This window comes from Clostridium sp. D53t1_180928_C8, from assembly GCF_015667795.1.
In the GTDB taxonomy this organism is placed as follows: domain Bacteria; phylum Bacillota; class Clostridia; order Clostridiales; family Clostridiaceae; genus Clostridium.
This window is the reverse complement of record NZ_JADPEL010000027.1, coordinates 1-13839: the sequence shown is the minus strand read 5'-3', so window position 1 is coordinate 13839 and position 13839 is coordinate 1. Positions and strand designations below refer to the sequence as shown.

13 protein-coding genes are annotated in these 13839 nt (G+C 29.4%); 7 read left to right on the top strand and 6 right to left on the bottom strand.

What is annotated here, in order from left to right; translation table 11 throughout:
• Positions 1-9: 9 nt before the first annotated feature.
• The 6 genes from mnmE to rpmH all read right to left on the bottom strand — a co-directional run bounded on the left by mnmE (position 10) and on the right by rpmH (position 3781).
• Complete coding sequence (gene mnmE, locus I4V51_RS14220; RefSeq protein WP_195989100.1) at positions 10-1389, bottom strand: tRNA uridine-5-carboxymethylaminomethyl(34) synthesis GTPase MnmE; 1380 nt, start codon at positions 1387-1389, stop codon at positions 10-12.
• A 195-nt stretch (positions 1390-1584) separates the two neighbouring features.
• Entirely contained in the window at positions 1585-2208 is a 624-nt protein-coding gene (jag, locus tag I4V51_RS14215; RefSeq protein ID WP_195989099.1) for an RNA-binding cell elongation regulator Jag/EloR, read from the bottom strand.
• Between the two features lie 30 nt (positions 2209-2238).
• Positions 2239-3006, bottom strand: a complete 768-nt coding sequence (gene yidC, locus I4V51_RS14210; protein ID WP_195989098.1) for a membrane protein insertase YidC — start codon at positions 3004-3006, stop codon at positions 2239-2241.
• A 13-nt stretch (positions 3007-3019) separates the two neighbouring features.
• Positions 3020-3232 carry a membrane protein insertion efficiency factor YidD gene (gene yidD, locus I4V51_RS14205; protein WP_195989097.1) on the bottom strand — a complete coding sequence of 71 codons (213 nt, stop codon included), beginning with the start codon at positions 3230-3232 and terminating at the stop codon, positions 3020-3022.
• Complete coding sequence (rnpA, locus tag I4V51_RS14200) at positions 3229-3582, bottom strand: ribonuclease P protein component (RefSeq protein ID WP_195989096.1); 354 nt, start codon at positions 3580-3582, stop codon at positions 3229-3231. Before rnpA ends, yidD begins: the two co-directional genes overlap by 4 nt.
• 64 nt (positions 3583-3646) lie before the next feature.
• Positions 3647-3781 (bottom strand): 50S ribosomal protein L34, encoded by a 135-nt coding sequence (rpmH, locus tag I4V51_RS14195; RefSeq protein WP_032116814.1) that lies wholly within the window; start codon positions 3779-3781, stop codon positions 3647-3649.
• Positions 3782-4302: 521 nt separating this feature from the next.
• Between rpmH and dnaA the strand changes: the two genes are divergently transcribed.
• The 7 genes from dnaA to gyrA all read left to right on the top strand — a co-directional run bounded on the left by dnaA (position 4303) and on the right by gyrA (position 13255).
• Positions 4303-5655 (top strand): chromosomal replication initiator protein DnaA, encoded by a 1353-nt coding sequence (gene dnaA, locus I4V51_RS14190; RefSeq protein WP_195989095.1) that lies wholly within the window; start codon positions 4303-4305, stop codon positions 5653-5655.
• A gap of 271 nt (positions 5656-5926) precedes the next feature.
• Complete coding sequence (gene dnaN / locus I4V51_RS14185) at positions 5927-7027, top strand: DNA polymerase III subunit beta (RefSeq protein WP_195989094.1); 1101 nt, start codon at positions 5927-5929, stop codon at positions 7025-7027.
• A 44-nt stretch (positions 7028-7071) separates the two neighbouring features.
• Entirely contained in the window at positions 7072-7278 is a 207-nt protein-coding gene (locus I4V51_RS14180; protein ID WP_195989093.1) for an RNA-binding S4 domain-containing protein, read from the top strand.
• A gap of 66 nt (positions 7279-7344) precedes the next feature.
• Entirely contained in the window at positions 7345-8430 is a 1086-nt protein-coding gene (gene recF / locus I4V51_RS14175) for a DNA replication/repair protein RecF (protein WP_195989092.1), read from the top strand.
• Positions 8431-8443: 13 nt separating this feature from the next.
• Positions 8444-8704: an extracellular matrix/biofilm biosynthesis regulator RemA family protein gene (locus tag I4V51_RS14170; protein WP_133015125.1), complete on the top strand. Its 261-nt coding sequence runs from the start codon at positions 8444-8446 to the stop codon at positions 8702-8704.
• A 53-nt stretch (positions 8705-8757) separates the two neighbouring features.
• Positions 8758-10674 (top strand): DNA topoisomerase (ATP-hydrolyzing) subunit B, encoded by a 1917-nt coding sequence (gene gyrB, locus I4V51_RS14165; RefSeq protein ID WP_195989091.1) that lies wholly within the window; start codon positions 8758-8760, stop codon positions 10672-10674.
• A gap of 34 nt (positions 10675-10708) precedes the next feature.
• Positions 10709-13255, top strand: coding sequence for a DNA gyrase subunit A (gene gyrA, locus I4V51_RS14160; RefSeq protein ID WP_195989090.1), 2547 nt, complete (start codon positions 10709-10711; stop codon positions 13253-13255).
• Positions 13256-13839: the final 584 nt, after the last annotated feature.

Below are 13839 nucleotides of genomic sequence, written 5' to 3'. Positions count from 1 at the left end.
TTTATACTCCTACTTTCCTACACAGAAATCTCCAAATATTTTATTTACTAAATCCTCTTCTAGCTCATCTCCTGTAATTTCATTTAAAGCCCTTAAAGATGAAGTTACAAAAATAGATATTAAATCTAAATATTCATTCATTCTTACTCTATTTAATGCATTTTCTGCATTTTCTAACGCTCTAAATAATGCTTGCTTATGTCTTGAATTAGATATTATAAGACTTTCCGCATCAATTTTTCCACTAAAGAATAATTCTTTTATAGTTTCCTTTAAATCACCTAATCCAATTTCTTCTTTAGCTGATACTTTTATTATGTTTTCAAAATTGCTTATCATGTTTGTATTAATTTTAGGCTCTAAGTCTATTTTATTTAATATAACAACACATTTTTTATCTCCAACAGCCTCTACAATCTCTCTATCTTCATCATCTAATTCTCTTGATGAATCAAGGACTAATAAAACTAAGTCAGCTTCTTGAATTTTAGCTCTAGATCTTTCTACTCCAATTTTTTCAACAACATCTTCAGTTTCTCTAATTCCCGCTGTATCAATTATTTTAAGTGGAATACCATCTAAATTTATGTACTCTTCAATTATATCCCTTGTAGTTCCTGCAATATCAGTTACTATTGCTCTTTTCTCTCTTAATAGAGCATTTAATAGTGATGATTTTCCTACGTTTGGTTTTCCAACTATAGCAAGGCTTAATCCTTCTCTAATAAGCTTTCCTTCATCGGCACCTTTTAGAAGTATCTTCATTTCACTTATTGCCTTATCTAAACTCTCTCCAACTTTTAATGGAATACTTGGATCTACTTCCTCATCATCTTCTGTAAAATCTACTGCAAATTCTACTAACGCTAATACATTTAACATATATTCTCTTAATCTATTAATTTCTTTAGATAAATGACCTGTACTTTGCATTAAAGCAGACTTCATTGCTAAATCAGTTTTAGCAGTTATTATATCCATAACAGCTTCAGCTTGTGATAAGTCTATTCGTCCATTTAAAAATGCTCTTTTTGTAAACTCTCCTGGTTCTGCAAGTCTAGCACCAGCCTTAATTACAGTTTCTAAAACCTTATTAGTAGATACTACACCACCATGACAATTTATTTCTATTGTATCTTCAGCTGTAAAACTTCTTGGTCCCTTCATAAAGCTTATTATTACTTCATCAACCAACTCATTATTTTCTATATCATATATATGACCATATTTCATTGTATAAGATTTCATATTTTTAATATCATCATTACTCTTAGGTCTAAATATTTTTGATGTTATATCTAATGCTTTATCTCCAGATATTCTTATAATTGCGATACCACCTTCTCCTAAAGCTGTAGCTATCGCACATATTGTATCAAATTCTTTCATTTTTTCCTCCGAATTTAATAAGTGTACAGTGGTAAGTTCACAGTTACAAGCCCAAATTTAAACTTGCCACTTATAATTTTCCACTTTTTTATTTATTATGCCCTATTTTCGCTATTATTCATTTTACAAAACTATTTTATATAAGTCAAAATTCTAAAAAATAATAAGAGAAAGCCTAATTTAGGCTTTCTCTTATTATTTTTTTAAGCTTATAACAATTCTTCTGAAAGGTTCTTCACCTTCACTATATGTGTTAATATCAGTATATTCTTGTAGTGCTGAATGAATAACTCTTCTTTCATAAGGATTCATAGGTTCTAATTTATAAGGCCTTCCAGACTTTTTAACCTTATATGCAGTTTTTTGAGCTACTCTTACTAAAGTTTCTTCTCTCTTATGTCTGTAGTTCTCTGCATCTAAAACAACTCTCTTATATGGATTTGCATGATTCTTATTAACTACTAATGAAACTAAATATTGAAGTGAGTCTAACGTCTCTCCCCTATATCCTATTACTAATCCCATTTTAGCTCCACTTAGATTAATTTTAATAAGATCATTTTCTTCCTTAATATCAATATTTGCTTCTATATTCATAGAGTTTAAAACATTTATTAAGAATGTCTTTGCATCATCCAAAGCATCTGGTTTTGTAGTAACCTTAATTTTAGCAGGTTTTGCACCTATTAAATTAAATAACCCCTTACTACCCTCATCAATTATTTCAACATCAACTTTATCTTTTGTTAACTTTAATTCATCTAACGCATGCTTTAAAGCTTCATCAACTGTTTTACCAGTCATTTCAATTACTTTCATACCCTATTCACCACCTAGAAAATATGATAATTATCTCTTTTTAGTTTTTGGTGTAGATTTTTTAGCTTTTTCAATTTTTGCTTGAGCTTGTTTTTCTTCTTCTATTTTTTTCTTTTTAATTGCTGGTAAGTAATTTAAGAAATATGTTTGTATTAATTGAATTACTCCACCAGTTATCCAATAAATTATTAATATTGGTTGGAATTGAAGTGACATGAATCCCATCATACCAGACATAACTATGTTCATAGTACTCATATTCATACCACCTTCTTGTTGTGGCATTGACTTACTTAATAATAATGAAGGTATATAAGTACTTAATGCTGCTAATATTGCTAATATTATTGAAACAAATCCAATTCCCTTTGGATAAGCAAAAATATCTGGAATAAATAAGAATGATGTATCTGCTCCTGGTGTAGCTGATATAGTTCTAAATACCCCATATAAAGCAAATAATATTGGTAATGGTAATAATGTTGGTAAACAACCACCAAACATACTAACATTATTTTCTTTCATTAATTTAGAAGTTTCTAATTGTAACTTCTGTGGATCATTTGCATACTTTGCTTGAAGTTTTTTCATTTCTGGTTGAATTTCTTGCATTTTTGCATTTGATTTTGTTGATTTGATATTAAGAGGTAATATTAGTAATCTAATTATTGCTGTAAATAATATGATTGCTAATACATAAGAAACCCCTTCTGCTTGTTCTGGTACCCCTAATGCTATAATTACATTATGTAAAGCGTTAAACATTTTCGTCATTACATTTACTATGGCATTCCACATTCTAATAGCCTCCTTATTTTACCGGATCATATCCCCCGTTTTTGTTAAAAGGATTACACCTTAAAATCCTTTTTATAGATAAAAATCCTCCCTTTAAAGCCCCATACTTAGTAATAGCTTCAACTGCATACTGAGAACATGTAGGTACAAATATACATCTTCTTGGACGCATAGGAGAATAATATTTCTGATATAAGTTTATAATTGTTAAAAGCAATTTTTTCATTGCAAATATATTCCTGCCTTTTTAAATAAGTTTATCATAGCAGCTTCTACATCGCTATATTTTTTTTCATTTATAGCGCTTCTAGCTACAAAAACAAAATCATATCCAGTTTTAACATCTTTTATATTTAATCTATAGCTTTCATATATAAGTCTTTTGCTTCTACTTCTAACTACGCTATTTCCAACTTTCTTACTTACTGAAATTCCTACCTTATTATATTGTAGATTTTCTTCATTTACATTTTTTTTATTATTAAATACATATAAGACCAATAACTTATTAGCATAAGACTTTCCTCTTCTGTAAACAAGTCTAAATTCTGTATTCTTTCTTAATTTATATATCATAAGTTTTAATAAACTCTCCTTAAAATTCCTGCACTTGCAGAAAAAAGGCCACAAAGTGCGGCCCTTATGCTGTTAATTTTTTTCTACCTTTTTGTCTTCTTCTCTTAAGAACAGTTCTTCCTGAAGCAGTGCTCATTCTTTTTCTGAAACCATGTTCTTTTTTTCTTTGTCTCTTTTTTGGTTGGTATGTCATGAACATTCGAAATACACCCCCTTTGAGTGATTTATTTATAGTAAAAACTATATATCTCAAATTAAAGTTACTTTATTATTATATATATTTACTTTTTTACTGTCAATATGAATTAAATTCCGGAAAAGTGTTGATAAAGTTATCAACAGTTTAAAATTTGTGGATAACTTATTGATAACTCATATTGATTTATGATATTATTAAGTATAAGTGTGAATAAATATGTGAATAACTTAACTTATCCACAACTGTGGATTAATCTGTGAATAACTTGTTCGATTTTTTTTATTTTTATTTAGTTTTTTACATATTATTGTCATAAATAGGGCGTTTATTAGCTATTAATAATATCTATGTTTATAATATTTAAAACTGTGGATAACTATATTAAGATTATATTATCTACATAAATTGTTAATATGTTATTAATTTTTTCAACTTTGTTAACATAATCATTTTTCTGTTAATAATTCTGTTGATATCTTGTTTATAATTTTTTAAAATTTCTTTTTTTGGAGGATACTTAAATGGAGACTGAGCTTAAAGAATTATGGGAAAAAACCCTAAATATAATAAAAGGCGAGTTAACTGAGGTTAGTTTTAACACTTGGATTAAAAGTTGCGAGCCAATATGCATATCAGCCAACACAATAAAAATCAGTGTCCCTAACTCCTTCACTCAAGATATATTGGAAAAAAGATATAAGGATTTAGTTATAAATTCAATAGAAGCTGCTTGCTCTAAAACTTATAGTTTAGAGTTTTTAATTGCTTCTGAAATACAGGAAGCTGAAGAGAAAAAAGAAAAAGGAAATACTAAGGATAGCATCGCTGTTACAGTTAATGATGAAATGTCTAGTACATTAAATCCAAAGTATACTTTTGATTCCTTTGTAATAGGTAATAGCAATAGATTTGCACATGCCGCTTCTCTTGCCGTTGCTGAATCTCCAGCTAAAGCTTATAATCCTCTTTTTATCTATGGAGGCGTAGGATTAGGTAAAACACACTTAATGCATGCGATTGGACATTATATACTTCAAAATAATCCAAACGCTAAAGTTGTATATGTTTCATCTGAAAAATTTACAAATGAATTAATAAATGCTATTAAAGATGATAAAAATGAAGAGTTTAGAACTAAATATAGAAGTGTAGACGTTCTATTAATAGATGATATTCAATTCATTGCAGGAAAAGAGCGAACTCAGGAAGAATTTTTCCATACTTTTAATACTCTACATGAAGCCAACAAACAAATAATTCTATCATCAGATAGACCCCCTAAAGAAATTCCAACTTTAGAGGATAGGTTACGTTCAAGATTTGAATGGGGTCTTATTGCAGATATTCAAGCCCCTGATTTTGAAACAAGAATGGCTATTTTAAAGAAAAAGGCAGATGTAGAAAATCTAAATGTACCTAATGAAGTAATGGTATATATAGCAACTAAAATTAAGTCTAATATTAGAGAACTTGAAGGCGCATTAATTAGAATTGTTGCCTATTCATCACTAACTAATAGAGAGATTACTGTAGATTTAGCTACAGAAGCTTTAAAAGACATAATTTCAAATAAACAAAATAGAAGCATCACTATTGATCTAATACAAGATGTAGTTGCTGCTTATTTTAATTTAAGAGTCGAAGATTTAAAATCACAGAGAAGAACTAGAAACGTAGCATATCCAAGACAGATAGCTATGTATTTAAGCAGAAAGCTTACAGACATGTCACTTCCTAAGATTGGTGAGGAATTTGGAGGACGTGACCATACAACTGTTATACATGCTTATGAAAAAATATCAGAAAGTCTAAATAATGATGAAAGCTTAGAACACACAATAAATGATATAACAAAAAAGCTAACACAAAAATAATCAACAACTGTACATAATAACTAGTGAATACTTTGTGGATAAGTCATTTCTTAGTCTTTCATTGTGGAAACTGTGGATAAGGCTATGAATTTGTTACCGACTTATCCACAGTATTTTTTACACCAAAATTGTTGAAATATAAGGGCTGAAGGTACTTATCCACAAATCCACAGCCCTTACTACTACTATTATTATATTTATTTATTATATTTATCTTATTATATTGCATAGTTTCATGTGTATAACTGTGTATAACTTAGGAGGTAAGATTATGAACATAATATGCTCAAAGCAAAAATTACAAGAAGGTATTTCTATAGTAACTAAAGCAATTACAGGAAAAACAACAATGCCTGTATTAGAAGGTATATATATCGAAGCTAATAAAGAAGGTTTAACACTTATTGGTTCAGATATGGATGTAAGTATAGAAACAAAGGTTGAAGCAAATGTTATCAAGGAAGGTAGCATTGTAATAGATTCAAAGATCTTTTCTGAAATTATTAGAAAATTACCAAATTCAGATGTAAAAATAGAGATATCAGAAAATGAGTTAATTCAAATTACATGTGAAAAGTCAGTATTTAACTTAGTTTTCATGAATCCTAGTGATTATCCTGCATTACCAAGCATAAATGAAGACTTAAGTGTTGAGGTTCCTCAAAATTTACTAAAAAATATGATAAAAGGTACATCATTTGCAATAGCTCAAGACGAAGCTAGACCAATATTACAAGGTATTCTTTTTGAAGTAAAAAATAAAGAGTTAAATTTAGTTGCATTAGATGGTTATAGATTAGCTGTTAGAACTGAATTATTAGATGTAGATGACAATATTGAGGTTGTTATTCCAGGAAAAACTTTAAATGAAGTTTCAAAAATATTAGAAGATAATACTGAAATTGTGAAAATCACATTTACTAACAACCATATATTATTTAATGTAAATAACACAAAAATTATTTCAAGATTATTAGATGGTAAATTTGTTAATTATATTTCTCTTTTACCACAAGAATATAAATTATTAGTAAATGTTAAAAAACAAGACCTTCAGCAAGGTATTGAAAGAGCTTCATTAATGGCTAAAGATGGAAACAGTAATTTAATAAGATTAGATGTTCAAGAAGATACTTTAGTTATAACTTCTAATTCTCAATTGGGAAAAGTTAGGGAAGAAGTTAATATAAATCTGCAAGGTGATGGAGTTCAAATTGCATTTAACTCTAGATATTTATTAGATGTTCTTAAGAATATGGAAGAGGAAGATGTAGTTGTAGAGATGACATCTAGTGTTAGTCCATGTGTAATAAAGGGAAAAAATAGTAATAATGCTAAATATCTAGTGTTACCAGTTAGACTAGTAAGATAGGAGGAACTTGTATAAATACTGAATAAATATACAAGAAGTCGGTTATGAATGAAATAAAAATTAATACAGAATTTATAAAATTAGATTCATTTTTAAAGTTTTCTGGAGCAGCTTCATTAGGTTCAGAAGCTAAAATGTATATTTTAGATGAACTTGTTAAAGTTAATGATGAAATTTGCATACAAAGAGGAAAAAAACTATATAAAGGTGACATAGTTGAATTTAATGGAGAAGTGTATAAAGTAGTTTAAAAACTATTTTTTTCCAAAGCGCTTATGCTTGTTAAATTTAATATGTTATAATTAAAGGTGTTTAAGATGTTTATAAAAAGATTGCAAATGCTTAATTATAGAAATTATAATGTATTGGATATAAATTTAGGTCCACATGTTAATGTTTTTATGGGTGACAATGCTCAAGGAAAAACTAATATATTAGAGGGCATATATTATTGTGCTTTTGCAAGATCTCACAGAACGTCAAAAGATAGAGAACTTATTAATTGGAACGCTGATAATGCATTATTAAGTGTTATGGTTGGTAGAGAGAGATTAGACAAGAGAATAGATATAAGCATTCTTAAGGACGGAAAAAAAGCAATACAAATAAATAAGATTAAAATAAAAAAGATAGGAGAACTATTTGGAAATTTTAATGTTGTAATGTTTTCTCCGGAAGATTTAAAAATAATTAAAGATTCTCCCGGCGTAAGAAGAAAATTTATTGATATGGAGTTATGCCAATTAAATCCTAAATACTATTATAATCTTGTTCAGTATAATAAAGTTTTGAATGAAAGAAATAGTATATTAAGAAACAGAAATATAAATAAAGATATTTTAGATGTTTATGATATGCAATTGGTTGAATTTGGATATAATATAATAATAGATAGATTAGAATATATTCAAAAGTTAAATAAATATTCAGCTAAAATCCATTCAGAAATAACTTCCGGTAAAGAAAAAATTGAATTTAAATATACTAGCACTATTAAAGATTTAGAAAACATAAAAGAAAATTTCTATTCTCTTTTAGAAAAGAATAGAGTTAGGGATTGCGAAAGAGGAATTACTTCAGTAGGACCCCATAGAGATGATTTTACTGTTTTAATAAATGATATTGATACTAAAAGTTACGGTTCTCAAGGGCAACAAAGAACTGCTGTTTTAACTATTAAATTTTCATCGTTGAAAATAATAAAAGAACTTACAGGAGAACATCCAGTATTACTTTTAGATGATGTATTATCAGAATTAGATTTTAGTAGAAAAAGATATATTTTAAGCACAATCGGAGATATACAAACAATTATCACATGTACTGGAATAGAAGATTTGTATGAATATTTAGATGATAAATCTAAAGTTTTTAAAGTTAAGGATGGTGAAATCCTAAACTAAGGGAGGAGATCTTATGTTTTTACATTTAGGAGAGAACGTAGTAGTACCAATAAAGGATGTAATTGGTATTTTTGATTTACAGACATCAATGTATAGTTCAGATACAATATCATTTTTACGAATGGCTGAAGAAGACGGATTTGTTGAAAAAATTTCAAAGGAAAGTCCTAAATCGTTTGTTATAGCAGAAGTTAATAAAATGAGTAAGGTGTATTTATCACCTATTTCATCATCTACTTTAACTAAGAGAACAAATATTGATTATAATCCTTAAGTCCAATATTTAGCCTTCATAGTTAAGAAGAATAAGAATATAAGGAGGAGTTTATGTTGGAAGAGAATAAGCAAAGTTATGATGAAAGTCAGATTCAGGTTTTAGAAGGCTTAGAAGCTGTTAGAAAAAGACCAGGAATGTACATAGGTAGCACAAGTTCTAGGGGGCTTCATCATTTAGTATATGAAATAGTAGATAATAGTATTGATGAAGCTTTAGCTGGATTTTGTAAAAACATAGAAGTTACAATAAATGAAGATAATTCAATTACTGTAATTGATGATGGTAGAGGTATGCCTGTTGGTATACATCCTAAGATGGGAAAGGCTACAGTAGAAGTAATAATGACAGTACTACATGCTGGTGGTAAGTTCGGAGGCGGCGGATATAAAGTATCTGGTGGTCTTCACGGAGTTGGTGCATCAGTTGTTAATGCATTATCGGAATATTGTGAAGTTACAGTAACAAGAGAAGGATTCATATGGCAACAAAAGTACTCTAGAGGAAATGTTTTATGTGATTTAACTAAAATAGGTGAATCAGATGACCATGGAACTAAAGTAGTATTTAAACCAGACCATGAAATATTCGAAGATACTGTATTTGATTTTGAAATATTAGCGAGCAGATTAAGGGAATTAGCATTCCTTAATAAGGGAATAGCTATAACTTTAACAGATAAAAGAGAAGAGGAAGAAAGAGTTGAAAAATATCACTATGAAGGTGGTATAAAAGAATTTGTTTCTTACTTAAATAGAAATAAAGAAGTGTTACATGAATCTCCTATTTATGTTGAGGGAGAGAAGGATGGCATAATAGCTGAAATAGCACTTCAATATAATGATGGATATAATGAAAATTTATATTCTTTTGCAAATAACATAGATACAATTGAAGGTGGAACTCATTTAGCTGGATTTAAGAGTGCTTTAACTAGAGCAATAAATGATTATGCTAAGAGGTTTGGGCATATTAAAGATAATGACAAAAACCTTTCTGGTGATGATGCAAGAGAAGGTCTTACAGCCGTTGTTTCAGTTAAAATATCAGAGCCTCAATTTGAAGGGCAAACAAAAACTAAGCTTGGAAATTCAGAAGTAAGAGGTGTTGTAGATTCAATAGTAGCTGAGGGTGTAAGTATTTTCTTAGAAGAAAATCCTGCTGTAGGAAAAATAATAATTGATAAAGCGTTAATGGCAGCAAGAGCTAGGGATGCAGCAAGAAAGGCTAGAGAACTTACAAGAAAATCTGTTCTTGAAAGATCTACACTTCCAGGAAAATTAGCTGACTGTTCATCTAAGGATCCAATGGAATGTGAAATTTATATAGTCGAAGGGGATTCAGCGGGTGGATCAGCAAAGCAAGGAAGAAATAGAAAGTTCCAAGCTATTTTACCTTTAAGAGGTAAGATCTTAAACGTTGAAAAACAAAGATTAGATAGAATACTTAACTCAGATACAATAAGATCTATGATAACTGCTTTTGGTGCAGGTATTGGAAAAGATTTTGATGAAGAAAAGTTAAGATATAATAGAATAATAATCATGACCGATGCCGATGTAGATGGTGCGCATATAAGAACTCTATTATTAACATTCTTCTACAGATATATGAGACCTCTAATAGATGGAGGGCATGTATATATAGCTCAACCACCACTATATAAAGTTAGTAAAGGTAAGAGAGAAGAATACGCATATACAGAGCCAGAATTAGATAAAATTTTAGAAGACTTTGGTGGAAAGGATAATTCGATAAATATTCAAAGATACAAAGGTCTTGGAGAAATGAATGCAAATCAATTATGGGATACAACTATGGATCCAGAACATAGAATTCTTTTAAAGGCAACAGTAGAAGACGCTATTGCAGCAGATGAGATATTCACTATATTAATGGGTGACAAGGTTGAACCAAGAAGAGAATTTATTCAAAAGAATGCTAAAAAAGTAAGCAATTTAGATATATAGTACTAAAACATTTAGTATTAGTTGAGGTGAGTACATGAACTTAAATGAAGGAAAATTTATACATGTCGATATAAATAAAGAAATGAAAAAGTGCTACATCGATTACGCAATGAGCGTAATCGTTGGGCGTGCCCTTCCTGATGTAAGAGATGGTCTTAAACCAGTTCATAGAAGAATTCTTTATGCAATGCAAGAATTAGGGCTAGAGCCAAATAAGGGATATAGAAAATGTGCAAGAATAGTTGGAGAAGTTTTAGGTAAGTACCATCCACATGGAGATACATCAGTATATGATGCTTTGGTAAGAATGGCACAAGATTTCTCTATGAGATATATGCTTGTAGATGGTCATGGTAACTTTGGTTCTGTAGATGGTGATAGTGCCGCAGCAATGAGATATACAGAGGCAAAGATGAATAAGATTGCAGTAGAGATGCTTAGAGATATCAATAAGAATACTGTAGATTTTATGCCAAACTTTGATGGTGAAGAACAAGAACCAGTTGTATTACCTTCAAGATATCCTAATCTTTTAGTCAATGGATCATCAGGTATAGCGGTTGGTATGGCTACCAACATTCCTCCTCATAATTTAGGTGAAGTTATAGATGGAACTATAATGTTAATAGAAAATCCAGAAACTACAGGATTAGAACTTATGACATGCATTAAAGGTCCTGATTTCCCTACTGGTGGAATAATAATGGGTAAATCAGGTATAAGAGCTGCATATGAGACTGGAAAAGGTAAGGTTGTTGTAAGATCTAAAACTGAAATTGAAGAGGAAAATGGAAGACATAGAATTATAGTTACTGAAATTCCATATCAAGTTAATAAGGCTAAACTTATAGAAAATATTGCTGATTTAGTTAAAGATAAAAAAATTGTTGGAATATCAGATTTAAGAGATGAATCAGATAGAGATGGTATGAGAATAGTAATAGAGTTAAAGAAGGATGCAAATCCTAATGTTGTTTTAAATCTATTATTTAAACACACAAAAATGCAAGATACATTTGGAATTATAATGCTTGCTTTAGTTAATAATGAACCACAAGTTTTAAGTTTAAAGCAAATTTTATCTAACTATATTCAATTCCAAAAAGAAGTTGTTACTAGAAGAACTGTATTTGAACTTGAAAAAGCCCAAGCAAGAGCACATATTCTTGAAGGGTTAAGAATAGCTTTAGATAATATTGATGAAGTAATTAGTATTATTAGAAATTCAAAAACTGGTGAAATAGCTAAAAATACTTTAATAGAAAGATTTGGATTATCCGAAAAACAAGCTGTTGCTATCTTAGAAATGAGATTAAGAAGATTAACAGGCTTAGAAAGAGATAAGATTGAAGAAGAGTATGCAGAGTTAATGAAACTTATTGATTATTTAAATTCAATACTTTCAAGTGAAGAAATGCTATTAGGAGTAATTAAAGATGAATTACTTGAAATAAAAGCTAGATACAATGATGAAAGAAGAACTCAAATAGAAAAAGTTGTAAATGATATTGATATTGAAGATTTAATTCAAGAAGAAGAAACAGTTATAACTTTAACTCATACAGGATATATTAAGAGAATATCAGCTGATACTTATTCTGCTCAAAGAAGAGGGGGAAGAGGAATACAAGCAATGTCTACAAAAGAAGATGACTTTGTAGAACATGTTTTAGTAACTTCTACTCATTCAGATGTATTATTCTTTACTAATAGAGGTAGAGTATATAAGAAGAGAGCTTATGAAATACCTGATGCAGGAAGAACTGCTAAGGGTACTAATGTAATTAATCTTATTCAAATAGAACAAGATGAAAGAATAGAAACTGTATTAACTGTTAGAGATAATATAGTAGAAGGTTACTTATTCATGGCAACTAAACATGGTTTAGTGAAGAAAACTCCATTATCTGAATTTAAGAACTTAAGAAAGAGTGGACTTATTGCTATTAACTTAAGAGAAGGTGATGAACTTCTTAAAGTAAAAGTAACTAGAGGAGATGCAGATATAATAATAGTTTCTCAAGATGGTAATGCAATTAAGTTTAATGAAACTGATGTAAGACCTATGGGAAGAACAGCATCAGGTGTTAAGTCTATGAACTTAAGACAAGATGATGTTGCTGTTTGTATGGATATAGCATCAAATGATGAAGATTTATTAGTTATAAGTGAAAATGGTTTTGGTAAGAGAACTCCATTAACTGAATATAAGAGACAAAATAGAGGCGGGGTTGGACTTATTACTTATAAAATAAGTGAAAAGACAGGAAAAGTTATTGGTGCTACTGTTTGTAAGCCAGAGGATGAATTAATGCTTATAAATACAAGTGGTATTGCAATTAGAATAAATATATCTGATATATCAGTAACTAGTAGAGCTACAATGGGAGTTAGATTAATGAGAACTTCAGAAGAAGAAAATATAGTAGCTATTGCTAAGATAAGTAGTACTGATGGAGAAGAAACAGATGAGCAATTAACATTAGAAGCTTGTGCAGATAATGAAGTTGCTATAGAGGATAAAGATACTAGTTTAGATAAATTAGTTGAAGAAGCTCAAAAAGAAGATACAGAAGAGTAATTACTAAAATAAGCTTATTATTTAGTAAAGCTCATGGATGGCAAGTTATAAATGCTAGTAATAGTACCTTATAACTTGCCACTTTATATATATAAATCTATTAAATAAAGGGGAAATAGTATGTTTCATAAGTACTCTTATCCTAGCGTATCAATAATAGAAAAAAAGAGAATTTTAATGAAAAGCAAAGAATTAATAATATAATTTGCTGTCAAAAGGTATTTGTTTTATATTAAAAGTAAACTTCATGTTAAGATAAAACACGTCGCTGATGACCAACAGAAAAAACTTAATGAAAAGTTGTTGACAGGTTGGGAGTTAAGTGATAAGATAAATTTCGTTGCTTGAGCAAATGTCAGAAAAACTTTTTTGAAAAAAGTTGTTGACAAGAGTCGAAAGCAGTGATAAGATAAAGAGGTCGCTTCGGTGCGACAGAGTAAATGGTCTTTGAAAATTGAACAGAATATAGTTAAAGTAAACCAGCAATTCTTTTGAGAGTCTTAAAACAAGACTCAAAGTAATTTGAGCAAATGATTAAACTTTTTAGTGAGAGTTTGATCCTGGCTCAGGACGAACGCTGGCGG

What these genes read in the sequence shown, in the direction of transcription:
- gyrA (WP_195989090.1), top strand. Translation starts at nt 10,709, where the DNA reads ATGAACTTAAATGAAGGAAAATTTATACATGTCGATATAAATAAAGAA.
- yidC (WP_195989098.1), bottom strand. Translation starts at nt 3,006, where the DNA reads ATGTGGAATGCCATAGTAAATGTAATGACGAAAATGTTTAACGCTTTA.
- recF (WP_195989092.1), top strand. Translation starts at nt 7,345, where the DNA reads ATGTTTATAAAAAGATTGCAAATGCTTAATTATAGAAATTATAATGTA.
- dnaN (WP_195989094.1), top strand. Translation starts at nt 5,927, where the DNA reads ATGAACATAATATGCTCAAAGCAAAAATTACAAGAAGGTATTTCTATA.
- jag (WP_195989099.1), bottom strand. Translation starts at nt 2,208, where the DNA reads ATGAAAGTAATTGAAATGACTGGTAAAACAGTTGATGAAGCTTTAAAG.
- yidD (WP_195989097.1), bottom strand. Translation starts at nt 3,232, where the DNA reads ATGAAAAAATTGCTTTTAACAATTATAAACTTATATCAGAAATATTAT.
- rnpA (WP_195989096.1), bottom strand. Translation starts at nt 3,582, where the DNA reads ATGATATATAAATTAAGAAAGAATACAGAATTTAGACTTGTTTACAGA.
- rpmH (WP_032116814.1), bottom strand. Translation starts at nt 3,781, where the DNA reads ATGTTCATGACATACCAACCAAAAAAGAGACAAAGAAAAAAAGAACAT.
- dnaA (WP_195989095.1), top strand. Translation starts at nt 4,303, where the DNA reads ATGGAGACTGAGCTTAAAGAATTATGGGAAAAAACCCTAAATATAATA.
- mnmE (WP_195989100.1), bottom strand. Translation starts at nt 1,389, where the DNA reads ATGAAAGAATTTGATACAATATGTGCGATAGCTACAGCTTTAGGAGAA.
- I4V51_RS14180 (WP_195989093.1), top strand. Translation starts at nt 7,072, where the DNA reads ATGAATGAAATAAAAATTAATACAGAATTTATAAAATTAGATTCATTT.
- I4V51_RS14170 (WP_133015125.1), top strand. Translation starts at nt 8,444, where the DNA reads ATGTTTTTACATTTAGGAGAGAACGTAGTAGTACCAATAAAGGATGTA.
- gyrB (WP_195989091.1), top strand. Translation starts at nt 8,758, where the DNA reads ATGTTGGAAGAGAATAAGCAAAGTTATGATGAAAGTCAGATTCAGGTT.